This window comes from Microbulbifer rhizosphaerae (assembly GCF_014191725.1).
In the GTDB taxonomy this organism is placed as follows: Bacteria; Pseudomonadota; Gammaproteobacteria; order Pseudomonadales; family Cellvibrionaceae; genus Microbulbifer; species Microbulbifer rhizosphaerae.
Window position 1 is genome coordinate 70,078 of sequence record NZ_JACHWZ010000020.1, and the last position, 23,802, is coordinate 93,879.

24 protein-coding genes and 1 CRISPR repeat array are annotated in these 23,802 nt (G+C 56.7%); of the genes, 10 read left to right on the plus strand and 14 right to left on the minus strand.

Translation table 11 applies throughout. From position 1 onward, the window contains the following. Positions 1-33 precede the first annotated feature (33 nt). On the plus strand, positions 34-921 hold the full coding sequence (locus FHS09_RS17835) for an NAD-dependent protein deacetylase (protein ID WP_183462411.1): 888 nt from the start codon (positions 34-36) through the stop codon (positions 919-921). A 214-nt stretch (positions 922-1,135) separates the two neighbouring features. Here FHS09_RS17835 and yghU read toward each other — a convergent pair whose 3' ends face one another. Next, complete coding sequence (gene yghU, locus FHS09_RS17840) at positions 1,136-2,014, minus strand: glutathione-dependent disulfide-bond oxidoreductase (RefSeq protein WP_183462413.1); 879 nt, start codon at positions 2,012-2,014, stop codon at positions 1,136-1,138. Between the two features lie 229 nt (positions 2,015-2,243). On the opposite strand from yghU, the gene FHS09_RS17845 reads away from it, so the two are divergent. Further along, complete coding sequence (locus tag FHS09_RS17845) at positions 2,244-2,708, plus strand: nuclear transport factor 2 family protein (protein WP_183462415.1); 465 nt, start codon at positions 2,244-2,246, stop codon at positions 2,706-2,708. Between the two features lie 478 nt (positions 2,709-3,186). Beyond that, positions 3,187-3,888: a VIT1/CCC1 transporter family protein gene (locus FHS09_RS17855; protein WP_183462418.1), complete on the plus strand. Its 702-nt coding sequence runs from the start codon at positions 3,187-3,189 to the stop codon at positions 3,886-3,888. Positions 3,889-3,967: 79 nt separating this feature from the next. Here the strand turns inward: FHS09_RS17855 and FHS09_RS17860 are convergent, their stop codons facing one another. Next, positions 3,968-4,267, minus strand: coding sequence for a hypothetical protein (locus FHS09_RS17860; protein ID WP_183462420.1), 300 nt, complete (start codon positions 4,265-4,267; stop codon positions 3,968-3,970). Positions 4,268-4,477: 210 nt separating this feature from the next. Between FHS09_RS17860 and FHS09_RS17865 the strand changes: the two genes are divergently transcribed. The 4 genes from FHS09_RS17865 to FHS09_RS17880 all read left to right on the plus strand — a co-directional run bounded on the left by FHS09_RS17865 (position 4,478) and on the right by FHS09_RS17880 (position 7,432). Beyond that, a complete protein-coding gene (locus FHS09_RS17865) occupies positions 4,478-4,765 on the plus strand; it encodes a helix-turn-helix domain-containing protein (protein WP_183462422.1) in 288 nt (95 codons plus the stop codon). Between the two features lie 380 nt (positions 4,766-5,145). Then, positions 5,146-5,862 carry an AHH domain-containing protein gene (locus FHS09_RS17870; protein WP_183462424.1) on the plus strand — a complete coding sequence of 239 codons (717 nt, stop codon included), beginning with the start codon at positions 5,146-5,148 and terminating at the stop codon, positions 5,860-5,862. Continuing rightward, positions 5,859-6,434 carry a hypothetical protein gene (locus tag FHS09_RS17875; protein WP_183462426.1) on the plus strand — a complete coding sequence of 192 codons (576 nt, stop codon included), beginning with the start codon at positions 5,859-5,861 and terminating at the stop codon, positions 6,432-6,434. Before FHS09_RS17870 ends, FHS09_RS17875 begins: the two co-directional genes overlap by 4 nt. A 416-nt stretch (positions 6,435-6,850) precedes the next feature. After that, a complete protein-coding gene (locus tag FHS09_RS17880) occupies positions 6,851-7,432 on the plus strand; it encodes a hypothetical protein (RefSeq protein WP_183462428.1) in 582 nt (193 codons plus the stop codon). 529 nt (positions 7,433-7,961) lie between these two features. Beyond that, positions 7,962-9,088: a CRISPR direct-repeat array (repeat unit 28 nt; unit sequence GAAACACCCCCACGGGCGTGGGGAAAAC). A 47-nt stretch (positions 9,089-9,135) separates the two neighbouring features. Here the strand turns inward: FHS09_RS17880 and cas2e are convergent. The 9 genes from cas2e to FHS09_RS17925 form a co-directional block, all read right to left on the minus strand. Next, positions 9,136-9,375, minus strand: coding sequence for a type I-E CRISPR-associated endoribonuclease Cas2e (gene cas2e / locus FHS09_RS23435; RefSeq protein ID WP_425487781.1), 240 nt, complete (start codon positions 9,373-9,375; stop codon positions 9,136-9,138). A gap of 25 nt (positions 9,376-9,400) precedes the next feature. Further along, the gene (cas1e, locus tag FHS09_RS17890; RefSeq protein WP_183462432.1) at positions 9,401-10,276 is read right to left on the minus strand and encodes a type I-E CRISPR-associated endonuclease Cas1e; all 876 of its coding nucleotides are present in this window, start codon (positions 10,274-10,276) and stop codon (positions 9,401-9,403) included. Between the two features lie 3 nt (positions 10,277-10,279). Further along, entirely contained in the window at positions 10,280-10,990 is a 711-nt protein-coding gene (cas5e, locus tag FHS09_RS17895; RefSeq protein ID WP_183462434.1) for a type I-E CRISPR-associated protein Cas5/CasD, read from the minus strand. Between the two features lie 8 nt (positions 10,991-10,998). Continuing rightward, a complete protein-coding gene (gene cas7e, locus FHS09_RS17900; RefSeq protein WP_183462436.1) occupies positions 10,999-12,027 on the minus strand; it encodes a type I-E CRISPR-associated protein Cas7/Cse4/CasC in 1,029 nt (342 codons plus the stop codon). Positions 12,028-12,042: 15 nt separating this feature from the next. Then, the gene (cas6e, locus tag FHS09_RS17905; protein WP_183462438.1) at positions 12,043-12,687 is read right to left on the minus strand and encodes a type I-E CRISPR-associated protein Cas6/Cse3/CasE; all 645 of its coding nucleotides are present in this window, start codon (positions 12,685-12,687) and stop codon (positions 12,043-12,045) included. Beyond that, a complete protein-coding gene (gene casB, locus FHS09_RS17910; RefSeq protein ID WP_183462440.1) occupies positions 12,684-13,226 on the minus strand; it encodes a type I-E CRISPR-associated protein Cse2/CasB in 543 nt (180 codons plus the stop codon). The genes cas6e and casB overlap by 4 nt, the downstream gene beginning before the upstream one ends. A gap of 5 nt (positions 13,227-13,231) precedes the next feature. Continuing rightward, positions 13,232-14,821: a type I-E CRISPR-associated protein Cse1/CasA gene (gene casA, locus FHS09_RS17915; protein WP_221192098.1), complete on the minus strand. Its 1,590-nt coding sequence runs from the start codon at positions 14,819-14,821 to the stop codon at positions 13,232-13,234. A 10-nt stretch (positions 14,822-14,831) separates the two neighbouring features. Continuing rightward, on the minus strand, positions 14,832-17,381 hold the full coding sequence (gene cas3, locus FHS09_RS17920) for a CRISPR-associated helicase Cas3' (protein ID WP_221192099.1): 2,550 nt from the start codon (positions 17,379-17,381) through the stop codon (positions 14,832-14,834). A gap of 187 nt (positions 17,382-17,568) precedes the next feature. Then, complete coding sequence (locus FHS09_RS17925; protein WP_183462444.1) at positions 17,569-18,405, minus strand: BrxR family helix-turn-helix transcriptional regulator; 837 nt, start codon at positions 18,403-18,405, stop codon at positions 17,569-17,571. A gap of 506 nt (positions 18,406-18,911) precedes the next feature. Here FHS09_RS17925 and FHS09_RS17930 point away from each other — a divergent pair. Continuing rightward, complete coding sequence (locus FHS09_RS17930) at positions 18,912-19,175, plus strand: TIGR02647 family protein (RefSeq protein ID WP_183462446.1); 264 nt, start codon at positions 18,912-18,914, stop codon at positions 19,173-19,175. Between the two features lie 272 nt (positions 19,176-19,447). Here FHS09_RS17930 and FHS09_RS17935 read toward each other — a convergent pair whose 3' ends face one another. The 3 genes from FHS09_RS17935 to FHS09_RS17945 form a co-directional block, all read right to left on the minus strand. Further along, positions 19,448-20,899 (minus strand): UPF0149 family protein, encoded by a 1,452-nt coding sequence (locus FHS09_RS17935; RefSeq protein WP_183462448.1) that lies wholly within the window; start codon positions 20,897-20,899, stop codon positions 19,448-19,450. A 31-nt stretch (positions 20,900-20,930) separates the two neighbouring features. Further along, the gene (locus FHS09_RS17940; protein WP_221192100.1) at positions 20,931-21,674 is read right to left on the minus strand and encodes a Fic family protein; all 744 of its coding nucleotides are present in this window, start codon (positions 21,672-21,674) and stop codon (positions 20,931-20,933) included. Between the two features lie 93 nt (positions 21,675-21,767). After that, positions 21,768-22,061 (minus strand): addiction module antidote protein, encoded by a 294-nt coding sequence (locus FHS09_RS17945; protein ID WP_183462450.1) that lies wholly within the window; start codon positions 22,059-22,061, stop codon positions 21,768-21,770. 506 nt (positions 22,062-22,567) lie between these two features. On the opposite strand from FHS09_RS17945, the gene rsxA reads away from it, so the two are divergent. Both rsxA and rsxB read left to right on the plus strand, forming a co-directional pair. Beyond that, a complete protein-coding gene (rsxA, locus tag FHS09_RS17950; RefSeq protein ID WP_183462453.1) occupies positions 22,568-23,143 on the plus strand; it encodes an electron transport complex subunit RsxA in 576 nt (191 codons plus the stop codon). After that, entirely contained in the window at positions 23,143-23,778 is a 636-nt protein-coding gene (gene rsxB, locus FHS09_RS17955) for an electron transport complex subunit RsxB (RefSeq protein WP_183462455.1), read from the plus strand. Before rsxA ends, rsxB begins: the two co-directional genes overlap by 1 nt. Positions 23,779-23,802 lie beyond the last annotated feature (24 nt).

A 23,802-nucleotide genomic window follows, 5' to 3' on the forward strand; every position in this document is an offset into this window, starting at 1 on the left:
AAAGTTGGGGGGTAGCAACTAATTTCGCCCACCATGACTCTCAGCCGCCAAGCTCCGCGCACACACTTGCCGCCGCCTCTCGCGGAACCCGCCCCCGTCGCCAGCGAGGAGGCCGCCGAACGCCTGGCCGCTTTTATCCGCCGTCATCCCCGCCTGTTGATCCTGACCGGCGCCGGTGTCAGTACCGATTCCGGCATTCCGGATTACCGCGATCAGGACGGTGCCTGGAAACGCAAGCAGCCGGTGCAGCACGGGGATTTCATGGGCAGCGCCAGTACCCGCCAGCGCTATTGGGGGCGCAGCCTGGTGGGCTGGCCGGTGATGCGCCACTCCAGGCCGAATCCGGCACACCTGCACTTGGCCGAACTGGAGCGGCGGGAGCACGCCGAATTGCTCGTCACCCAAAATGTGGACCGGCTGCACCAGCGCGCGGGCAGCCGACGGGTGATCGATCTGCACGGCCGCGCCGACCAGGTTATCTGCATGAATTGCGACTACCGCTGCGACCGGCAGGCGGTGCACGACCGCTGCTACGCGCTGAATCCGGACTTCCAGCGCTATCAGGCCGCAACAGCGCCGGACGGAGACTCCGACCTGGAAGTGGATTTCAGTAGTTTCCGCATCGCCGACTGCCCGCACTGCGGCGGCATCCTCAAACCGGATGTAGTCTTCTTCGGCGACAACGTACCCAAAAGCCGCGTGCAGCAGGCGCTGGACGCCCTGCAGGCCAGCGATGGACTACTGGTCATCGGCTCCTCGCTGATGGTGTATTCCGGTTACCGCTTCTGCCGCTACGGGCGGGAATGGAAGAAACCCATGGCCGCGCTAACCCTGGGCAGGACCCGCGCGGACGACATCATCGACCTCAAGCTGAACGCCCGCATCGGCGAGACCCTGGCCGCAACCCTGGCACTGCTGTAGGCGTGTCGTGAAACCACTCCCGGAAATCCCCCTGTAGGAGCGGCCGTTGGCCGCGATCGGCCTCGATCTTTAGTCGAGTGGCGACCCCGCCACCAGTGGTCTTATCGGTCCCCAAAAGACCACCAGCCACAAGGCCTGTCCCTGGCCATTTCTTGAATCTGATACTGTTCGCGGCCAGCGGCCGCTCCTACAGCAGATTCACGGTGTACCGCACTCACGAACTCTCATCATCCCCGATCTTATCCTGGGTGCGGTTTTCAAAATCGCTCGAATCGTGCCGCTCATGCAGCTGCTCGGACGGCTCCCCCCAAGTGCGGTTGACCATGCGCCCGCGCTGCACCGCCGGGCGCTGCGCTATCTCATCGGTCCAGCGCACCACGTTTTTGTAGCTCTGCGCATCGAGGAACTCCGCCGCATCGTACGCCGCGTTCCTCACCAGGGCGCCATACCAGGGCCAGATCGCCATATCGGCGATAGTGTATTCGCGCCCGGCCACATAGGGATGATCGGCCAGCTGCCGGTCCAGCACATCCAACTGGCGTTTTACCTCCATGGTGTAGCGGTTGATCGGGTATTCGTATTTCTCCGGCGCATAGGCGTAGAAGTGGCCAAAGCCGCCGCCCACAAAGGGCCCACTGCCCATCTGCCAGAAGAGCCAGTTCAGGCACTCGGTGCGCTGGGCCGGCGTATGGGGCAGGAAGGCGCCGAACTTTTCCGCCAGGTAGAGCAGAATGGAGCCGGACTCGAACACCCGGATCGGCGGCGTCGTGCTGCGATCCACCAGGGCGGGGATCTTGGAATTCGGATTGATTTCCACAAAGCCGCTGCCGAACTGCTCCCCCTCGTTGATGCGGATCAGATGCGCATCGTATTCAGCGCCATCGAACCCCAACGCCAGCAGCTCCTCGAGCATAATCGTCGCCTTGACGCCGTTGGGCGTGGCCAGGGAATACAGCTGAAGTGGGTGCTCACCCACCGGCAATTCCCTGTCGTGGGTGGGCCCGGCAATGGGGCGATTGATACTGGCGAAAGCGCCGCCGCTTTCAGAATCCCATTTCCAGACTCTGGGCGGGGTATAAGTGTTATCCGACATACATTGGCTCCGCTGTGCGGTTTATCAAAACAGAACTTTCGGGTGCAGGTTATCGGAAGCACCGGCGACCGTCATTACCCAAAGCTGGCGGAAGATTGCCGTGAGCTGCCGCAATTCACACCGGAGCGGCCACCAGGACAATCGGCTCCACCATCCCTTGGCGCTTTGCAGCCCGAGCCCCGCGGCTTTACGATAACCAGCCCCGATAATCACCTATAACGAAAAACCCATGCGCCAATTCCCGCTTCTCCTTCCAGCCCTGCTTCTCCTCCTGAACACAGTTGCACACGCCTCCTGCCTGGAGGAAAAACCCCTGAAACAACTGGACACCCGCTACGAACAAGCCCTGCGCAACGGCGACACAGCCTTTCTCTCGCAACTGCTCAAAGACCAATTTATCTGGGTACACAGCCTCGCATCGCAGACAGAAAGCAAAAGCGACCTGCTCACCCGCGTAGGCGACAAAAACTACCAACAACCGGTAGCCCGCACCTCCAAAGAAGTATCCGTACTCAACGCCGGCAACACCGCCGTGATCACCGGCTACACCACCGTGGAACAACGCAACGACGACAACAGCACCCGCGCCGCCCGCTACCACTTTATGCGCACCTATATCCTGGAAAACGGGCAATGCCGCTTGCTGGCCAGCAAGACCGGCAAAGTCTGGAGCAGCGAAACCGGCCCCCTGTAGAGCCCCTAGTCCCACTGTCCCTGTAGGAGCCTGCTTGCAGGCGAACAGCCACGGAGCACCGATCTTTTCGCCTGCAAGCAGGCTCCTACAGGCGCGCTGCAGCCCCGTAGGATGGGCACAAATCGGCAGGACTGCCGATTTGGACGCCGAAGGCGCCCGGGAAGCGGGTGAGCGCCATGGCCAGCGCGAACCCAAGCGCAGCGTGCCCATCAAAAACCCACACCCCCACACTCCAGCCCGCTAACCAGCGAACAACCCACAACACCCTCGTCGTTCCGGCGACTCGCCAGAGCAGCGAAGCTCACGCCGGAACCCAGGCGCCACAGCACTGGATACCACCGCATCAACTCCGACATAACCTCTCCCCACCGGCACAACGAAAACAAAAACCCAATTCCAAACAAAACACCCACAACTTCTACAATAAATCCACAGAAACCCACGCAACCCGCGCAAAGTAAAACCGCAGGAACACCCCTTGCCCGAACGATATTCACTGGACATCGGCTCCCTGGACACCCGCCTAAACTGGCTCCGCGCCGGCGTACTCGGCGCCAACGACGGCATCATCTCCATCGCCGGCCTCGTAATCGGCGTGGCCGGCGCCACCGCCGATTCCAGTGACATCGTAATGGCGGGTCTCGCCGGCCTGGTCGCCGGCGCTCTTTCCATGGCCGGCGGCGAATACGTCTCCGTCTCCACCCAGCGGGATACTGAAGCCACCCTGGTGGAACGGGAGCGCCTCTCCCTCTCCGATCCCCGCGCCGCCGAAGACGGTCTCACCGCCAGCCTCCGCGCCAAGGGACTCTCCCCCGAAACCGCCCGCGCCGCGGCCCGCGAACTTTCCGCCAGGGACCCGCTGCGCGCCCACACCGAAGCCGAACTCGGCCTGGACCCCACCCGCCTAACCAGCCCCTGGCAGGCCGCTCTCGCCTCCTTTATCGCCTTCGCCTGCGGCGCCCTGCTCCCCCTGCTCACCATCACCCTCCTCCCCGCCCGCACCCGTATCGCCGGCTGCGCCCTGGCGGTTGTCGCCGCCCTCGCCATCACCGGCCACACCGGCGCGAGACTAGGCGGCGCCCCGCGCTTGCCGGCGATGTGGCGGACGGTGGGAGTGGGAGCGGCGACCATGGTGGCCACTTATCTGGTGGGGAAAGGGTTTGGGGTGGTGGTTGGTTAGTAAATCTCTGAATAAGTGTATTCGTCACTCTGGCGAAAGCCGGAGCCTAGAAAAGGGTGGGTGCTTGGAAATGGGGCTATCACCCCTCCCGACTTACCCCACCAGCCTCCAGCGCCTCAATCAGATCCCGATACTCCTGCCACAAATGCCTGACGTAAAGCTGCCACTCAATATCCAGGCGCTCCCACGCCTCGATGACGCCCCAGCCATGCGGGAGGTATTCCATCCGCTCCAGCACAAAGGCGGCAGCGATCCGTTCGCTGGTACTGGCGCCATCGCCGCCCTTGTCGAGCAGACTCCGGGCGACTTGCAGTATTTTGTTCAGCGGGTGGGGCAGTTGATCGATTTGCCGATAGATGGATTGCATGGCTTGTGTCATAAGAACCTACAATTCACATTTGCCTCGAAATTACCACCACCCCGCCATTGCCTCCAATATCGAGGCAATGAAAGCCTCCATCCACTCACCCGCGTAGATAAATAAATGCCCAACTTTCATACTTCCCACAGATAACCTGGCCCGAGGACCGCCCCTCTCCTTTCGTCTCGAATTTTGAGACATGCCGTTCTGCCTCTACTGTCGGGGCAAATGTTCGGCTCATCCCTGTACAGTCCCAAATACGACGACCTTCGAGAATGGTTGAAAAGGGCCAGGGGTGAGTCTGGGCTATCGCAAAGAGCACTTTCAGAGAGGCTCGGACTTCACCACTCCATAGTCGGTAAACTGGAATCCGGTGATCGCAAGTTTGAGCTTTACGAATTTATAAGTTACTGCGAAGCGATAAATGTAGATCCCGAAGAGGCTTTCAAGTTCGCTTTAAATTCGCACAAAAAGTCTAAAGAAATATTCATGTTAGAGTTTCAGCTACCAAGTTGACATCGCCGTCATCTACAGAGCCCTGCTCCGGCTGCTCACCATCAAATCGCCCCGCAACTGCATCACCGGCTACGTTCTGGCGACAATATCCGCGCTAGGCCCGGCGGCGCCTCGCGCTGGCCGGAGATGAGGTGGACCGTAGGGGTTAGAGTGGTGACCATGGTGGCCATCTATTGGGTTGGAAAGGGATTTGGAATGGTGGCAGGTTAGAGCGAGGATTGTCGCCTCTCTCGACCTGCCACAATGCTATCCAGTGTCCCAATCAGGCGCCTATACTCCTGCGGTGGCCAGAATCAAATTTACTGGAAAAAAATTTACCAATCCCTGTAAATTTCTTTTGATTTGTTTACCATAGGGCCTCCAAATAAGGAGGTTTACGAATGGAGTACGATCACGGAGTTCGTGTCACCCCTTTGGCTCATGAAATGAGCCCTCTTGAACGGGGAATTATGGAGTATCAACTCCAAGTCGAGCAGTATCACAAAGATAAGGCAAAAGTATGTAGCTCAGATGGGGAACGTTTTGCCAATGGAGAAGAGCTAGCGAAACGACGGGAATTCCTGGATAGCCGACGGCGGGACCTTGTAACTCAAGCAAAAGTCCAAGCGGGACTGGATAAATATCGGAAAAATGCCCGGCAGGAAGATAATGAGTGGATTTATGACGAAGAGCATCATCCCACAGGCCTACTGGTGCAATTTATGGAGAGCGAAGGGGACGTAAAACCGGCGAACAACTGCGAGGCACACCACATCATTCCCGGTAGAGGGTGGCGCACTGTATATCAAGTGGAAGCCAGATTAAAGCTGCATGACTGCAATATAGGGGTAAATGACCCGATAAACGGGGTTTGGCTACCCGCAAAGATCGAAGATATTCCCCACTTTATGCTGTCACTAAAGCGCGCCCTACCCCACGGCCCGTTACATACCAAGCAGTACGAAGCCTGGACCAATAGCCAAATGCAAGGGGCACATGATGAAACCACCGCAAGAATGGCCCTCAGCAACATGCGTAGAATGCTTCTAAACGGTTTCGATTACAAGGAGCTAATAAATACCATGACTCAAAAAAGCAAAAAGCGTTTGGGACTATGACTTATTATCGAATTAAAGCAGACAAAGATACTTACGGATGGTTTGAGTTGGACATGGATAAGGTATTAAGGGCCTTGGGGCGAAAGACCTTCTCCAACTTCACCAAAACAGATGCATCCATCATTGACAAATGGGAAGATTTCGACGCACGTTTTGATCCTCCCGATGGTGAGGTTGTCGTCAGCGCCCGGCCCGACATCACGAGCTGGGGTAGCACTTGCCGCTTAGTGTTAAATGAGAAGGCTTTTGGTGTGCTGAAGCGCTTGCTATCCCCTTACGGCGAGTTCTTGATCACCCCTTGCGAAGGCCAACGGTACAGGATCTTTAACTGTCGCACTACCAAACCGGCTGACGAATCCAAAAGCCAAAAGGAGATGATGAACGGGCTGCAAACCGGCCTTATCAACCTCGATTTTGATCCGACGGACATTGCCGGCGCTCCCGTATTCAAAACGGATTATGACCTTTTTGGCTCCCTTTACTGCGATGAACAATTCAAGAGTCTCGTCGAGGAAAATAGTTTAACAGGCATCACACTGCGGGAAGACCTGGCTACAAGCCCGCTATTATAGCCACTCCTGTCCCCAACCAGGTAAGCAACCAAAGTAGAGCACCAAGCGGAAAAACGAAAGCGTCTGACATTTCAATCGGTACGTTAATGATGTCGATTCAAGCTGTAAAAAAGGAAACTTCTCGACTTAACCAGTTATTAACATCAGAAACATTGAGAGATGGTGCAGACATTCAGGATTTGCTTCTTTCTTATGAGGAAGCAGAATCTGAGCTTGAAAAGCTGTACATAAAAAAACAGAAATTCACAAAGAATTATCCGGATTACGAGCCCCTCTGATACGACAGACTTCTATACACGCGCCGTCTTAGAGCACGATGTGCCGGCAAATCCACCGCGCTCCACACACCAGCTTGGAGAGAGAGCCCATCCCCCAAAAATTGTTCAGTCAAAAGATTCAACCTGGAATCCGCAAGCATGAAAGTCTATAAGTTAGTCAACGATTATACGTCATACCAAATGCTGCAACTTGATACGATTCAAATTGTAGAGCAATTGAGCAGAGAGGACTTGATTCGTCAGATACGAAAAATGACCAGCTCTAACAATTCTTCTCTTATTGCTATTTGGGGTAAGGTTAAATCCACCTTCGCACCTATGACGGATACTCAGGCAGTGAAAATTCCTGACATTTCCGTGTGGAAGGGGGCCGGCCTGGTATTCTCCGGCCGCGCTCATGCCTACTTCAAATTAATGTTAGAGCCATTTGGCGAATTCTTGCCCGTAAATATTGAAGGGGATGACTTCTATCTTTTCCATCTTATGGAGGAAGGCAAAGTAGACCTTAATAATAGCTCACGCAAAAATGACGAATTCGGAGAACCGGAGACAGTTACAGAACTGAAATTTGATAGTGAAAATATAGAAGATAAACTCCTTTTCAAATCGAAATATGAGCTCTACATTTCTTCATTTTGCAACCAAACATTTAAAGATTTATATGAAAACTATGGTATGGAAGGCCTTATTTTCGAAGATAATTTAGCGAGGATTTATTAAATCATCACAGACTACATCTGCGCCAGACTCGACGCTGCCCCGCGCAGGCCAATGATATGGAATCAGAAACACCAAATGTGTGGGGAAGACGAGGTAATGATGGCATCGGCGGAGCAGATCATGGAAATACCCCACGTGCATGGGGAAGACACATCCATCACCGCCTGCATGGCCTCGGCCATAGAAACACCACATGCGAAGGGAAGACGGAGGCCCTGAAAAGTGACTTAGAAACCCACGTGCGTGGCGAAGACCAAGGTCTGGAAGTGCTATCAAGCCGGCCTAGAAACACCCCCTTAGGCGTGAGGAAAACCACGCCGGCCTCGACCTCGCGGCCATAGCGCTTGGAAACACCTCCACGGGCGTGGGGAAAACCGATCATCATAAACCACCGCAACCAGCTAACGGGAAACACCCCCACGGGCGTGGGGAAAACGTTTTGTTGCTGGCGATAGATACCGGGGTGCTGGAAACACCCCCACGGCGTGGGGAAAACGGCTTGCCGGACTGTATAGCCCGCACTACCTCAGAAACACCCCCACGGGCGTGGGGAAAACCAGCAATTTGTGACCGCACTTCCGCGCGTATGGGAAACACCCCCACGGGCGTGGGGAAAACTGGCGAAAAAAGCCCGTGCGGCACCGTACATGAGAAACACCCCCACGGGCGTGGGGAAAACAGTTCAACCTGCACAAAACGCTACCCCACCAGGGAAACACCCCCACGGGCGTGGGGAAAACTACCTCATTGTCCGGGTCCCACTCCCTGCGATAGAAACACCCCCACGGGCGTGGGGAAAACAAACAGATAGACCCGTGTCTGAACCACAGGCTAGAAACACCCCCACGGGCGTGGGGAAAACGCTTCCTCGCCGATCAAAGTCTCTCCCGTCAGAGAAACACCCCCACGGGCGTGGGGAAAACATGAACTAACTATCAAATCTAAAGCGGGCGACGGAAACACCCCCACGGGCGTGGGGAAAACGTTTTTGTACCCAGTAGGCGTAGCCTTCCACTGGAAACACCCCCACGGGCGTGGGGAAAACAAGCAAAAATCTTACAACCACAAACGGCATATAGAAACACCCCCACGGGCGTGGGGAAAACCGGATCATATGGCTGAGATTGGGCTTATGACCGGAAACACCCCCACGGGCGTGGGGAAAACGCCAGGCGAAATTAGTTTCTGAATCTCCGTAGAGAAACACCCCCACGGGCGTGGGGAAAACCGCCATGTGCTTCCCGACAAACCTCTTGCACCCAGAAACACCCCCACGGGCGTGGGGAAAACGTTCGCACAATAAAATCGACAGACACTACCTGAGAAACACCCCCACGGGCGTGGGGAAAACGGCCGGTACGTGGAGGACTGGGAATACGAAGCAGAAACACCCCCACGGGCGTGGGGAAAACTAGAGGGGCTTTTTACGATCGTCCTGCGCACGGGAAACACCCCCACGGGCGTGGGGAAAACGCGGACCATAGTCCGGTTATGACTTGGCTACTGGAAACACCCCCACGGGCGTGGGGAAAACTCGATGTATTGCAAAATGTCGTCGCCGTGACTAGAAACACCCCCACGGGCGTGGGGAAAACTGATCCCTGGAATGACGGCGCAGCCTTTATCAGGAAACACCCCCACGGGCGTGGGGAAAACTGCAACATATTGTTAAAGAGCAGCCCCTAAAACACAAGATCTATGAATTATTGAGTTTTTAGGGTTTCGATGACTAACTGCAGGCCACTGATGCTGGTCAGTGCTTTTCGAGTAGGCCCGATAGTTCTCACTTCATAGCCTGGGGGCCTTGGTAGTGATCGGAAAATGACCACGCCGGAGCTGACCGGGCAATATTTGTACAAATAATAAACAACCGTGTTCGCTACCGAGTCCTTAACTCCCGACACGAAAACATTTGGTCTTGGCTCAATAAACCACAACTTCATCCGCCCCCGGACTGCCGGAGGCAAATCATTTGCGATTACGACGAGCACGCTTCTCTCCTAGAATTTCTGGAATATCCAAGGCCAATTTAGCCAAAAGATCCATATCTATGACTCGATCACGAAATGCTTCCGAAACCTTGTGCTTGTTGTATTGCCCGGCCATTTCCCTTGTCAGATAAAATGCCAGGTCTATACACAAATTTTCTTTGTACAGATCCGCGAGATCATAAATAAATGGAAGCGGACTTCCAGAGTGAATAAAACCAATGTGCGGAGAGTAACCCATGCTATGGGCCGCTGAGCAGAGAATGCCGTACAGGGCTGCGTTACATGCGGTGAGAATACGGTTTGTAGTATCACTAGCCTCGAATTTCCCGGGAACAAATTTTCTACCCTTCCATCCCACCTGATAGTTCGTGGCTTTTGACTGGTAAAGGGCACGGACACGGCTTCCCTCCATTCCCATCATTTCCTTTAGACTCTTTCCCTCCAAGTTTGCGTCAGGAAAACGGCGGGCAAACATGCGGCGAGCGACTTCGACGGATCTTTCAGGATCTGCAGACTGTTCAATCTGGTGTCTCAGGTTGCGAGTATCCGCTGTCGGCAAGAAACCCGCCGCATAAAACAGCAGACTGTCTTCTCCCACCCAACACACAGCACAGTTGGCCGCTGTAGCGGTTTTGATGGCATCATGGGTTACCGTAGATCCGGGCCCCAGCAGTAATGCATTGAGAGTGGCTACGGGTAGTGGCACCACATTTTTTTCTGAATCAATCCATTTGATGCTACTGTCATCAATTTCCAGCCTGCCCCGCTCCAGATAAAGGAATGGGTATTTATCCTTTACCTGGGGCAGGGAGTCACGGGTGACCTTGACGAACAGGCGCTGTCCAGAGGCCATGGGCTACTCCACCGGTAACACGGTTACCCGCCGGTCGCGGTACAGCTTGTGCTCGCCAAACTGCAAGGGCACATCGTTGAGAGCCAGCACTTCCCCGTCATGCTCCCCCTGAAGTACCTGAAATACCGACTGTCGGTTCTTGGACGTCGCCAATTCTCTGGTCTTGTCCATCGCCTGCGCTGCGTCACCGTGGATGCCCTGAGCGATAAACTCGGTGGGAACACAGTTCTTGCGGCCCAGGTACAGATCCCACACCGGGTTTTGCAAGGCTGCTTCCACGGTGGTCAACTCATCTTTCGGCCCTTGGAGGATGACAGCAAACGCCATGTCCTGGAGGTAGTAGCGGTATGTCATTTTGGTGCCACCACCTACGGCTTTTGTGCCTTCGCTGGTTTTTGGGATCAGCAGTGTCTGCCAGGGGTCACTGTCGTCATAACCACTGCCCACCATCTGAAAATCCCTCATCAGCGGTTGCCGGGGCAAAGGTTTCCCGAGCCTGTCGGCAAGCACATAGGCCACTACCTGCATGTCTCGGTCTGCCCAGCGCGCCAGCCATTCAGTCTGCTCACCGCCTGCACCCAAGGCACAGCAGAGCAGGCCCAGTACCCCAGACTTGGTCGGAAAGTCCAGGCTATCGCGTCGCCCGAACTTGGAGTCGTGCCCCCAAGACTGGAGGGGGGCCTCCAGCCACAGCAGCAGATAAGGGTCACTCATGGCACACCTCACTGCACATGGCTTTGCAGAGATTCCACCAGAGCGTCGATACTGAAATCTTCGTCTTCACCCCAGTCATAGGCGGCCAGCTTGCCAAACAGGGAACCGGCCAGTTTTTCTTTCTTCTCCAGATAGTTCTTTAAGTTTTCAATGCTTGGTTGTAAGTAGCCACCTTCACAGGCTTTGACCGATGTCTCGAAAGGCACCTGCAAACGCTGCCCTTTGCGTACCATTACACGGGCAAACTCCCACGGGCTGGCACCAGACTGGGTGGTCTGTCGGGCATTGGGCACGGCGACAAACAAGGCTTTGGTAAATGCCTCAATGGCTTTTTTCAGATCAAACTCGCCCATAGTCTGCGCCAACTGGCCAAGATCCAGGCTGATATAGCGGTAATAGGTGGCCGAATTGAACTCCAGGCTACCCATGTGGGCGGAGCCGGGCTCATCCTGACGGTCGTCCAGCGCAGTGAAGAATTCCACTTCGTTGCTGACCTTATGGGTGGAAATGGCATGGGAGAAGGATGCTGCCGCTTCCACATTCATTTCGGCAGCCTTGGCCACCATGCGGCCAAACAGGGCGATATCCAACGCATCCTCCGCCGGATTCAGCGCTTTCTTTGCCACCTTGGCCAGCTCCTTATCCTTGATCTTACTATCGTCAAATCCCCTTTCAGCAGCATAGGCAGCAAAGGCCGCCGCTTCGGTCTCGCTGACAAACAGCAAGGTATCATCGATCAACTGAGCGGCGATTTTTGTACCACAGACTGCGGCTTGCTCTTCATTGGCTCCAGCTTCCCGACACGCCTTTACGAAGATCTCTTCCGCTTTCTTGGTGCGAATACCCAGTTTGATGCCGAATTCCTGCATAGCCAGGCGAACCTGCCGCTTCCAGCACTGGGAGCTGACCCGCGCACGGGGGACCCCGCCGACGATGGCGGACTTGGGCGCACCCACGTCATCGCGGTTCAAGCAGGTTACCGGGAAGGATTGCAGAATGTGGTACTCAATACGGGTGTTAGTATAAGCGTTGGTCATAATGATCTTCCTGAATTAAGCAAAGGGATTATCGGTAATTGGAACAATCTGCAACAAACCACAGCCATAGGCGCGGGCGCGGCCTATACCCTGGGTGAAGCTGGCAGTGAAACGGGCTTTGTCGGTAATACGTAGCATGCCCTGCACATGGGCCTGGGCAATTGTGACCTGGCGCTGCTGCTTATCCTTGAATTGCAGAACTTCGATCTTGTCCACCTGCAAATTCCTGATGGTCACGTCAAAGCCCCAACTGGCTGTAGCGCGCTCTGCGAACCACTCGGCCACTGCTTCGCGGCCACGTACCGGCACCAGCTTACGACTGGCGCTGTCACGCCGGGTGGGGTTGACGATCACCTTGAATCGATACAGGTCATATTCCAGAAAGTTCTCGGGAATCGGCTTGCTGTGCACCTCGCCGTACCGGCCGTCCACCGCCACCATGGGCTCACGGTTGGCCAGCATAAGAATCTTTCGGCCCCGGTAATCACCGCCCTGATCGGCGTAGAGAATACCGCTGACGATACTCGCCTGTTTTTCTCCCGCATCGCGCACATCATCATAGAGGCTGTACACCACCCGATGCAGAGAGTAGGCATCGGTGATGCGCAGGGCCCTGACCGAGCGGCGATCCAGATGCAGCACGCTGGCAACCATGTTCATGCTTCGGCCTCCTCTTGCACCGCCTGAACCGGTTGGCCGTAAAACTCCTGCGCCCACTGGGTTTTGGTTCTTTGACCGAAGTAGCGCAACTGCCGGAGCAGGCGCCCATAATCGAGCGGCTGGCCGACTTTGCTGTCAATCAAAGTCAGCACCGGGCGCAGAATGCGGCAGACCTCGGCCCGTTCATCGCAGGCGAGAAGGCGGCGCAAGCGGGCTTTGGCCTGATCACTTTCCCGATCATTGTCGTAGCAAGCCAGAATGGCCTTGCCCAGCGTCAGACTGCCGTTGTGCCCGGCCTTGGATTTGGCTATGGCAGCGGCAGTGGTCACGAAAGGCAGACGCTCATACTCCTTTTCCAGATCCACTCCCAGGGAACCCAGCAGCTCCCAACTCTGGTACTCGGTGGCAGGATTGTCGGCGCGACGCAAACGAGCGGCCATCCCTTTATCCTTCTTGCAACGGTCTATCACCGCATCCACAAAGCGCTGTTCACGGCTGCTAGGGTTGCCGGCATCCACAGGCTGCTGTTCAACTTGCATGGTTCTCAAACCTCCTGGTTCAAATATTTGCTGTTATTGGGCCGGCACTTGGCCCAGGCATCCAGTTGCCGCGCGGTCTCGCGGGGGCAGAATTTGTCGTAGGCTTGCTGGATATAATCCGCAAAGCGTTGACGTAATTTTCTACGCTGCACACCAGCCTCATCGGTCTGATCGCAGTGATCAACCAGGTTCTGAAACTCCCGCTCGCAGAGTTGCCAGAATAGATGCTTAGCTTGTGATGCCGCCTTTCCAGCATGAGTGTTTTCTTTCTTCTTCCCGTTATCCGCTTTCAGCGATTTAAAGTACGAAAAGACCTTACTCCAAAGAATATTGGAAAGAGACTCAAGATCGGACATTTCCCTCTTAAGTTGATCAATCCATGGCTTACCCAGTGCCGCTCCATGCAACCAGACTATTGACTCGACGAAATCGTCACTCTGCTTAACAGACTGATCGCCTGAGTTCACACTGACCTTCAAGCCGCCGGCCCAAACAGCAAACTGCAGAAAATGCTCCCGCCCTCTTTCAATGCCTATTCTTAAGGCGAGGCAGTCAAATCCTTGCGTTTTATTTCCGTCAATAAAAGACAGAAGCCCTTCAAGTTCACGCCAAGGCCTCTTTTCTGGATCAACATACTTTGTTTTTATGTCGCTTCCTGACCGATCTAGAATCAAACCAGATTCAAACCAACCATTCTTTGTGCTCGGATAATTGAGCCCGTCCATGTAATAGATGCCATTCCCAGCCAGTAGTGAAAAGCGACTCATAGCAACCAAAGTTGCCATGTATGAACTCTTGTACTGATTTGCAATCTCGCAACCTTCCGATGATGGCAACTCCTCCCAAATCGGCTTACCAATACCTTGCGGCCAAACCGCTGCCTTTCTCACATCACTTTCAGTTAAGGTATTTATCCAAATGTCTGACAAAATCGATCCAGTTAATAAAAAACTATGCAAGTAGCCAGTCCAACCACCCATACTAGGCCCAGCCGGTGCACTGTAGCGATTTCCCATTAGCTTCCCATGAAGAGAATCCATATCCCCCTCTACTCGTTTTCCTCCAAATGCGAAATTCATTATTGATACGACGAAAATAGCCTTGTCAGCATCTGAAAGATTTCTCTCGACCAGGGTATGGGAAAGAACCGTATTATTTGAGCTTGGTAAATCTGGATAAAACCCCGCACCAAGGCTCTTTGGCTCCCCATTCAGTTCTGCTTCTTTTTTCTTTGCGCCGGAGGTAGCCGAGTTAACTTTCAACTCAGTTCGCTTTTCTATCAAATCAGCTACCTTTGGCATCTGCAAGAACGGCTTTTCGCCATACAGATAAAAGCGTTCATGCCATTCATCCAGATAAGCCAAACAACGCTCGGCCAGTCTTTGTACGCCTAGCGCCCTCCACTCTACCTCGTCTTCTGGTGTAGACGCCGCCTGGGCGATGGCCAACAGCAGCTTGAGCAAGGCGATTTTCTGCACCGGGTTACCGCCCAGGCTACGATACTCGGGATTACTGAATATCAACCGCAGACTGACGCGGCCGTGGTCGACCACCGGTATCCAGGGTTCGTCAATCAGGTTGAAACGGTTTTCCATAGTCATTTTCCTAGTCTTTGATGACCCGGTAACCTAGGTTACCGCGGTACTCCAGGGTATGGGTATCGTGAATATCAACGTGCTCTATGCCTCGCAGGCAGTCGGTTTTATCCACCAGCGCCACGCGCAGCACACTCTCGTCATCTGGCCAGTCCGGGTTGCCCAGATAGAAGCAGTGATGCAAACCAAAACGCTTTAGCGTATCCATCGGCGAAGGCTTGGGAGCATCCTGAATCCGTACCGACACCACCTGTCGCATCAGCGTTGCACTGCGTTTTCGCCATTGTTTCTTGCTCAGGCTGTCCCTCCGCAACGGTAATTCCACTTTTTCCCCATTGAGCAATGTCAGGGTTGCGGTATTCCCTTCGCGGTTTCTGGAAATGGCACGCAACATCAAAACCTCGTAGTTTTCCGCCTCGCTGTAACGGGTTTGTGCCTTGCTTTCCGGCAGGGTATTTCCCCCTTCTGCCAGCGTCACTCTGGCCAGTTGGCGCATGGCATCGCGCCCTGCGCGGCGAGAAGTGCCTTCTTCCAGTTCGGACAGCCAGCGGCTCATCGCCCCCTGTTCCTTACGACTGCCATAGGAGCGTTCGATCAGACCACGGATATCATCCGGCAGATTGACATACGCCACACCTTGCCAGACCTCCAGGCTGCGACACAGTACATAAGGGCTGTAGACAAAGGCGCTGGGGCCAAAATGCTTTTGCGGTGCTTCGATGGCCTCATCCAGATTCGGGGCCAATAACCAGGCTTCCGACTCCGCCTTGTCACAGCGAGGGGTATCGTTGTGGCGCCACAGGCGACCCAGGCGTTGCAGCAGCATGTCGGTCGGTGCGAAACGGGAAACCATAAAGTCGGCGTCGATATCCAAAGACTGCTCCAGCACCTGGGTACCCACCAGAACCCGGCCCTGCTGATGACGCTTGTCCCAGCCGGCCTTGCCGTAGAGATTGACCCATTTTTCTTCGATGCGCTGGCGATCATCTGCGGTAAAACGCGAATGCAGCAGGCCACAGGCAACGCCAAGTTCCGCGGCACGGGCAGCCAAATCTAGATACCGCTGTTGCGCCTCCTTCACGGTATTTTCAATCCACAATACCTGCTGCCCCTGTTCGGCCCGCAGCAACGCCTGCTCCACGGCCAGCGATTCATCTGCGCGCAGGAAAATCCTAACCTTGCGGATTTCACCGGCAGGTACACTGACCTCATGCGCGGTTTCACCGCCATGGCCGGGGCTGGCAGTAATCAACGGATAAGCCATTGCGGTTGTTTGGCGACCCAGCAGTTGCTGGCGGCGTTCCTGACTGAGCGTCGCGCTGAGAATGATCACCGTGCAGCGCAACTCCCTCAGCAGCTTCACAAGGGCATCGAGCAAGGTGCCGGTATAAGCGTCATAGGTATGCACTTCGTCGAGAATCACCACCTTGCCCGCCAGCCCAAAGGCGCGGACAAAGCCGTGTTTGACATTCATGGCCGCCATCAGGGCCTGATCGATAGTGCCTACGGCAAAAGGTGCCAACAGTCCCCGCTTGGCCTGGTTGAACCAGGCACCGCCTGGGCGGCCTTCTTCCCCCAAGTCGGTATCAAACAGCCAAGCGTTGGCGTGCAGCAGCAAGGAGCGGTGTTGACAATCATCCGCCAGCACCTTTTCCAGAAAACCCTGAAAGCGCTCGAAAATCTTGTTGGAGGTCAACTGGGTTGGCAACGCAAAATAAATACCGCTTGCCTGCCCTGTCGATAGCATCTTGTAGGCCGCGTACAGAGAGGCCTCCGTTTTGCCCAGCCCCATGGGGGCTTCCAACACATAGACGCCCGGCATGGAAGCCTGTTCGATAAGAAGCGACTGGGCTTCTCTGGGTGAGAAGCCGAATACCTCTTCGAAGCCCAAACCTGTTCTGTAGCTGGCCGGAACAAAGCCCGCATCATCCAGCGCCTTACCAATATTTTCCTCCCAGGGCACTTGCGGATCTTCAAAATACTGGCCAGAGCCAATCCAGTCCGCCACCGAGGTCAGACCGGCCAGCAGCCGGGCTTGCGCAACGGATTCCACTTGAGGCCATGATTCCCCCAAAGCCTCCTGCAGTGCCTGCACCAGCTTTTCCCGCTCTGCTTGCCAAGCCTTTCCCCCAAACTTGTCGTCGGTAGCCCGAAGACCGGCTACATTGGGCGAAAAACCATGATGTTGACCAAGAATTTCCGGCACGTATTCTGGCGCTCCCAGCAATTTGGCCGTCAGCTGGCTAACGCCGGCATGCCCACCCCATTCTCGTTCCAAGTCAGGGGTAAACCCTGGAATCAACTCTTCTGAACAGGCCCGCATTATCTTGTTGTAGAAAGTCGGGCTGACCTTCCCGGTGTCGTGCCCTCCAGCGGCCATTGGTGCCCCCGCCGGGAAAAGGCTTTGGAGCATTTTGGGAAAACGGCGAATCAACTCCCTGGCAACTTCCCCCACAATCTGACAATGATTGAAAACAGACCGCCCCTTTACAGTCTCTCCGCGACTGTTGAGAAATGTCTTGGCCGGGCATAACCTGAATTGACGTACAGGAATGGGCACCCCCGGGCTCCGTTTTTTAACACTCAGCACTCCGGCAACCTCTCCCCACCAATAGCGATAACACTCATGGTTAAAACTCCCCTCTTTCTGTCCCGGACTATCGATTAACCCGCTCTCGGAGGCAATTCTGTTCAAATCTACAGGTCAACCCATTTGACATTCCTATCCGCTACTCCCCCGGTTCCCGCTAAAAAAGCCACTCCTTAACGTCCTCGTAGTTGACAAGTACCAACTGCTGCGCCTCCGGCCTCCCGTCCAGCATCTTGGTATTTACCTGCATCTCCTTGAGCAGGTAGCTGGCCAGGGCGGCGCGGGTTTGCAGGCGGAGCTGGCCGCCCTCCATGTTGTAGTCGTGTTCCAGTACGGCTTTCTGTTCGGCGGAGAGGCGCAGGTCCGGTTGCAGGATGAGGGTGATTTGTGTGTTCCAGGCGGTGTCGCCTTTGGCGCTGCGGGGGGACTTGTCGAGCAGTTCCGGCTCGCCGTGGAACCGGCTTAGGACGAAATCCCGATATTGCTGATTCTTTTCACACCAGGCGCGCAGGTGCCAGCGCAGGCCGGTGTTGACGAAGGTGTGGGGGGCTATGATGCGGCCCTCCCGGTCCGGATTGGCGATGGAGCCGTAGTCCACTTCCACCCTGCGCTGTTCGCGGATGGCTTTGACCAGTGGGCGCATCAGTTGTGGGGTGACGTTGCGAGCGGGGTGCCGGAGCACCAGGTTGGGCAGTTGGCAGGAGGGGCGGGTGGGCAGCGAGCGGGCGCTGAGGCCGGCCATCCAGTTGAGGTACTCGGCCACGTCGGTGCCGATATAGTGGCGCTGGAAGTCCGGGCTCGGAACATTCGCTTTGTCGCTGTGGCGGTATTCGAGGAGGTTGTGCGGGTGGGCTTCGCGGTAGCGGTTGATCTCGCTGCTGGCGTATGGACGGCTGATGCCGAAGAACTCGCACAGATGGGTGGTGGTGAGGCGCCCTTCCCAGTAGGCGATAAGTTCGATCAGCCAGAAGCGGCGCTGTTGGATTTCGTCCATGATTGGCCGGTGCCCGCGCAGAACAGCCGGGAAGGCGTGAGCTGCTTTGTTATTGTTTGTGACTTCCTTCTCGGTTTGAACCTTTTTACGCCAGCGGGTCCGGGAGGTCAACTGGTAGTGGGGGTTGTTGCTTTGCCGGTGTCTTCGACTGGAGGGGAAGCAGGTGTTTCGTGCGGCGCTTTTCTTGCGAGTCGGGGATAAGAATCAGGATTTACCAGGATGGCCTGTGCTGGGGGCCCTCTCCCCCGGCCCCTCTCCCCGAGGGGAGAGGGGAGAGGGGAGCTGAGGCTGCCGCCACCGGCTCCGACAGGCCAACTGCCAGCAAGGGATTGTTGCTTTCCTGGTCTCTTCGACTGGGGGAAGTTGCTCTTTCGTGTGGGGCTTTCGCTCATACCGGAATATGGCAATCGAGTCCGCCGTTAAGCTCCAACTGCCAAGAAGGCTGGACAGCCGGCAACAGCGGCGGTACAAACGATAGGTCGCCGCCACTCAGCAGGATTCCGAACATGAAACTGACCCCGGAGCTGATCGAAGAGCTGGAAGTCCTCACCCTGTTCAACCTCAACACCACCCAGGAAGGTATCAAGGTGCACTCCACCGCCGCGTCCGGTGCCATCGCGGCCACCCGGCGCCTGCACGACAAGGGCCTGATCACCCAGGCCGACGGCGGCTATCTCACCGGTCTGGGCCACGACGCCGCCGAGCACGCCCAAACGCTCATAACCATTCTCACCACCGAGCCGACCGCCGCCGGTCCGGAGCCGCGCTAGCGGTGCGAGCGGTTTGTGCCCCGCCCGGACGGTCCGGCGCTTTTGGCTCCCGGTCATCCGGCTGGTACATCGCGGCCGCGCGCTCATCAGCTTCCTGAGCCCCCCCGAGCGCGGGAAGGCGCTCCCATGTGCTCCAATAGGCTCTCACCGCAAGGTGTAGTCGGCGCGGTCGCCTTTCCGGGCGGCTCCTGCCTAGTCCACCTTTCCCATACCGGTAGAAGCGCTGATCCTCCCGCAGCACAGGTCCGGTCTTCGACTTCCCGCAAGGCCGCTCAGTGCAAGCAGCACTTTTTGTGCTTCCTGCCACTGCCACATGGGCAGGGATCATTGCGACCCACCTTGGGTGCCGCGACGGCGGGCTCGCGGGCGGGTAGCGGTGCCTGCGCGCTGCGCCGGGCCAGCCAATAGGCGTGCAGGGTGCACGCGGCGGCTTCGACACTGCCGGCCAGCCGGCGCTGGAACCCGCGGTCCTGGTCTGGGAGATTCTGGAAATTCTCCGGGCTGGAGAAGGCCGTGATTATGCCCAGCTCATCCTGTTCCGCCTGCGGCAGCTTTTGCCACGCGGATGCCGAGATCGCCAGTGCGCGCGTATAGCCGGCACACCAGTCCTCCACTAAATAGCGACCCCGCGCCTCCACCTCCACTGGCAGGAAGATAGCGCGGTAGTCGTCGGGGCGCTCCATCAGCGTATCCGCGATATGGTTCCTATGCCTGAGCAGCAGCGCCAGAAAGCGCCGCATATCACCGCCAGACTCCCACTCCGGTTCCAGGCCGGCGCCGCCCCAGAGTAGTGGAAACCAACGGCTGGGCACCACCGCCTCGGGGCCGGAGACGATGGCGGTGAGAAAGCCGTCCAGCTCGCTGATACTGGCAACGGATTTGCTGTTGCCGTAGTGACGCAGCATACGCGCGAGAAAATCCAGCTCCTCCGCGCAGAGGGCGTCGGAATCCGGCATTTGCGTGGAGCCGGGATCATCTTCGCCGCCGCTGACATCACCGTGAGCACTCACAGTGCAGTCCGCTTCACCCTCGACTCCACCGTAGGGGTTGGGATAATCGCCCCGGGGCGTACCGGGAAAATCCGCCGTGGCCAGACCGCGGGTGAAGCGGTAAAGGCCATCCGCCAGAAAGCGCGGAACCGGATAAAAGGTTTCCTGAACGCCTTCGGGGTTTTTCGCGCGCTTGAACATCTGGTTGATATGCATCCCCAGGCCACAAGCCTCCTCCCGATCGAAACGGTCGATACCGTACTGCTCGAAGGACTCTTTGGCCCACTGCTCCGCATCGGTTACATGGCCGTTGACACTGAGATCCGTATTCCGGTAGCAGTGCACTTTCAGCGGGCTGTGCAGAAACTTTTCGAATACCTTACGTGCCTGCGCCTTTTCGATAAAACCGCTCTCGCGCATATGATGTACCAGTTGTTCCGACCAGTGCTTTTCCAGTGCGGCCCAAAACTCTTTTAGCGAGGCGCGCCCCTCAAAAGGTATCAGAATCGTATAGCGGCTGTGGGCCTCCACCGCGATGGCGGTGTAGAGACCGGAGCCGGGTTTGTTTTCGATCACATGGCACTGCCAGCTTACCGTCTTGCTATCGGTCACCAGCGGCTGGGTGCCGATACGCTTGCCATCCGGGCTGGGCATGCGCGGAATCTCGCGGCCCAGCCACTTCTCCAGGGCTTTGGTTGCGGAAATCACTACGGTGAGGGGTTGCTCTGAACTCAATGCGTCACTCCAGTCTGTACAATCATTCCGCTCAATTTCGGATGCCGAGCGCATGCCAGTAGGGGGCAAAACTCGCTTCCACCGCCTCCGCTATCAGCGCGGTGAAATCCGCGCGGTCTCCGGTGGCGTGCAGCTTGTCCAGCGCCTGGTAGTAGCGCAGCCGCTGCTCAACGGTGATCACGCAGGGTGGAAAGCCGGCTTTCATCAGTTCCAGGTTCATTAGCAGCCGCGATGTCCTGCCGTTGCCGTCCACGAACGGATGTATGCCGACAAATTCTGCGTGCACCCACGCAGCACGCTCGACCGGATGCAGAGACGCGGCCTGCTTCTGATGCCATCCGACGAAATCGCGCATCCGCTCCGGAACCAATGTGTGGTCCGGCGGAATATGGTTGGCACCGGCGATGGTGACGTTGATATTGCGGTAGCGCCCGGCATTTTCGTCGTCGATATTTTTCAGAATCAGCTGGTGAATATTGCGGATCTGCCACTCGGAAAGTGGTTCGTTTTTCTGGATAACATCTTCCACATACAAGATGGCATCGCGGTGATTGATTGCCTCGAAATGCTCCCGCATGGACTTGCCGCCAACGGTGACACCTTCCAGTACCACCTTGGTTTCCATCAAAGTGAGCGTATTACCCTCTATGGCATTGGAGTGATACGTCCAGCGCAGCACTAGATCATCGTGCAAGTTTCTGACCGCGGCCGACGGCAGGGGGCGATAGGTGTCCAGCTTTGCTTTTAATTGATCCAGTTTATCGAACACAGACATTTACCCTCCAATTGTCATTGCATTGAGCGTTTTTGTTATGATCCCCACCCGCTTACTTCTTTCGAGAGCCAGCCTCCCCAAAATACTTCCCGATCAGGCCGCGTGTACGGAAATGGTCAACCCGAACGCCTTGAGTATCGCGCGCAGGGTGGAAAACTTGGGGTTGCCGCTGCTGGAAAGGGTGCGGTACAGGGTCTCGCGGGAGAGGCCGGTGCGCCGAGACAGTTCACTCATGCCGCCGATGGCGGTGGCGGCGTGGCGCAGGGCCATCAGCAGCACCTGCTCGTCCTCGTCCTCCATGGCGGCATCCAGGTAGGCGGCGATGTCCTCGGGGGTTTTTAGTTCGGTGGCCGGATCGTAGGGGACCGATTTTTGCAATTTATCCATGCCAATAGTCTCTCCAGTAGCTTTTGGCTGCCTCTATATCCCCATTCGTCGTAGGGTATACGCCCCTGAAAGTCGCGATATTTGCGGATTTCCTTCTCGGGCAAGCTTATTATCCTTGCCGGCAATGTCAAGTCTAGGCTACAGGTGCCGAGGTCGGCAGTCAGAGACATCCAAGCTCATTGCGTTGAGCGCCTGATCCAATTTTGACCATTTCGAGGATATCCTCGAAATGGTCTGCGACCTGCCGGACAGTTCGGTTTCGGTGCAACCGGCCCAATTGAAAGCAGTTTGTGGCATTGACCTCCCTGAACTATCAACGGAGAGGGCAGGCAAACATCTGAAAGCAGCAGTCGCAACGCCGATGTCGTGTTGAAGGCACTCCGGCGCTCACCCATAATAGCGGCCCTGCGCGGCGCCCCCTCCCCCAGCCCCTCCCCCGCAAGCGGGAGAGGGGAGCATAGGTGCCTGCTAGGCTTTGCCAGTGCCACCCCAACCCCCGGAGAACCATGAGCGAATTCGTCGTCATCCTGCTCAGCACCATTCTGGTCAACAACTATGTGTTGGTGCAGTTCCTGGGCCTGTGTCCTTTTATGGGGGTCTCCAACAAGCTGGAGACGGCCGTGGGCATGGCGGGGGCGACCACTTTTGTGCTGACGCTGGCGTCCATCTGCTCCTACCTGGTGAACACTTACCTGCTGGAACCCTTCGGCATCGAATACCTGCGCACCATCTCCTTTATATTGGTGATCGCGGTGGTGGTGCAGTTCGCGCGCATGTTTATCGAGAAGACCAGCCCGCTTATGTATCGGGTGCTGGGGGTCTTCCTGCCGCTGATCACCACCAATTGCGCGGTTCTCGGGGTCGCGCTGCAGAACACTATCAAGGCGCACACCTTTGTGCAGTCCACCCTCTACGGCTTCGGCGCGGCGGTGGGCTTTTCCCTGGTGCTGATCCTGTTTTCCTCCATGCGCGAGCGGCTGGCCGCCGCGGATGTGCCGCTGCCGTTCAAGGGCGCGGCCATCGGCATGGTCACCGCCGGGCTGATGTCATTGGCATTTATGGGCTTTAGCGGATTGGTCTGATGTGGCAGTGGCTCCCTGAAATCTCCACCCCCCTGCTGGTGCTCGGCGGCATGTCGCTGGCCTTCGGCGCACTGCTGGGCTTTGCCGCGGTGCGTTTCAAGGTGGAGGGGGACCCGTTGGTGGACCAGGTGGACGAGTTGCTGCCGCAGACCCAGTGCGGCCAGTGCGGCTATCCCGGTTGCCGGCCCTACGCCGAGGCGATAGTGCACGGCGATGCGATCAACAAGTGCCCCCCCGGCGGCCAGGCCACCATCAATGAGCTGGCCAACCTGCTGGATATGGAGCCCGTGCCCCTGGACGCGGAACACGGCACGGAAAAAACAGTGGAGATGGTGGCGTTTATCCGCGAGGCGGAGTGCATTGGCTGCACCAAGTGCATCCAAGCCTGCCCGGTGGACGCCATTGCCGGTGCTGCCAAATATATGCACACGGTGATCGTGGACGAGTGCACCGGCTGCGACCTGTGCGTGGACCCCTGCCCGGTGGACTGTATCGATATGGTGCCGCGGGAGGCTTCCCTCGCCGACTGGCACCCGGAGAAACCCGAGGAGGGGATCGACCTGATCGCCAGCGACCGCCCGCAGCGCGGCACCCGGTCCGGAAACGACGCCGGAAACAAGAGGGACGCAGCTTGAGCCCGGTGCAGGAAACAGAATCCG

Coding starts and splice junctions, on each gene's coding strand:
- cas2e (WP_425487781.1), bottom strand. CDS start 9,375: ATGAAGTTGTGGTTTATTGAGCCAAGACCAAATGTTTTCGTGTCGGGA.
- casB (WP_183462440.1), bottom strand. CDS start 13,226: ATGCAAGTTGAACAGCAGCCTGTGGATGCCGGCAACCCTAGCAGCCGT.
- FHS09_RS17945 (WP_183462450.1), bottom strand. CDS start 22,061: ATGGATAAATTGCAAAAATCGGTCCCCTACGATCCGGCCACCGAACTA.
- FHS09_RS17865 (WP_183462422.1), top strand. CDS start 4,478: ATGTTCGGCTCATCCCTGTACAGTCCCAAATACGACGACCTTCGAGAA.
- FHS09_RS17940 (WP_221192100.1), bottom strand. CDS start 21,674: ATGTCTGTGTTCGATAAACTGGATCAATTAAAAGCAAAGCTGGACACC.
- rsxA (WP_183462453.1), top strand. CDS start 22,568: ATGAGCGAATTCGTCGTCATCCTGCTCAGCACCATTCTGGTCAACAAC.
- cas5e (WP_183462434.1), bottom strand. CDS start 10,990: ATGAGTGACCCTTATCTGCTGCTGTGGCTGGAGGCCCCCCTCCAGTCT.
- cas1e (WP_183462432.1), bottom strand. CDS start 10,276: ATGGCCTCTGGACAGCGCCTGTTCGTCAAGGTCACCCGTGACTCCCTG.
- FHS09_RS17930 (WP_183462446.1), top strand. CDS start 18,912: ATGAAACTGACCCCGGAGCTGATCGAAGAGCTGGAAGTCCTCACCCTG.
- cas7e (WP_183462436.1), bottom strand. CDS start 12,027: ATGACCAACGCTTATACTAACACCCGTATTGAGTACCACATTCTGCAA.
- FHS09_RS17845 (WP_183462415.1), top strand. CDS start 2,244: ATGCGCCAATTCCCGCTTCTCCTTCCAGCCCTGCTTCTCCTCCTGAAC.
- FHS09_RS17860 (WP_183462420.1), bottom strand. CDS start 4,267: ATGACACAAGCCATGCAATCCATCTATCGGCAAATCGATCAACTGCCC.
- cas6e (WP_183462438.1), bottom strand. CDS start 12,687: ATGAACATGGTTGCCAGCGTGCTGCATCTGGATCGCCGCTCGGTCAGG.
- FHS09_RS17835 (WP_183462411.1), top strand. CDS start 34: ATGACTCTCAGCCGCCAAGCTCCGCGCACACACTTGCCGCCGCCTCTC.
- casA (WP_221192098.1), bottom strand. CDS start 14,821: ATGGAAAACCGTTTCAACCTGATTGACGAACCCTGGATACCGGTGGTC.
- FHS09_RS17875 (WP_183462426.1), top strand. CDS start 5,859: ATGACTTATTATCGAATTAAAGCAGACAAAGATACTTACGGATGGTTT.
- FHS09_RS17880 (WP_183462428.1), top strand. CDS start 6,851: ATGAAAGTCTATAAGTTAGTCAACGATTATACGTCATACCAAATGCTG.
- FHS09_RS17925 (WP_183462444.1), bottom strand. CDS start 18,405: ATGGACGAAATCCAACAGCGCCGCTTCTGGCTGATCGAACTTATCGCC.
- rsxB (WP_183462455.1), top strand. CDS start 23,143: ATGTGGCAGTGGCTCCCTGAAATCTCCACCCCCCTGCTGGTGCTCGGC.
- FHS09_RS17870 (WP_183462424.1), top strand. CDS start 5,146: ATGGAGTACGATCACGGAGTTCGTGTCACCCCTTTGGCTCATGAAATG.
- yghU (WP_183462413.1), bottom strand. CDS start 2,014: ATGTCGGATAACACTTATACCCCGCCCAGAGTCTGGAAATGGGATTCT.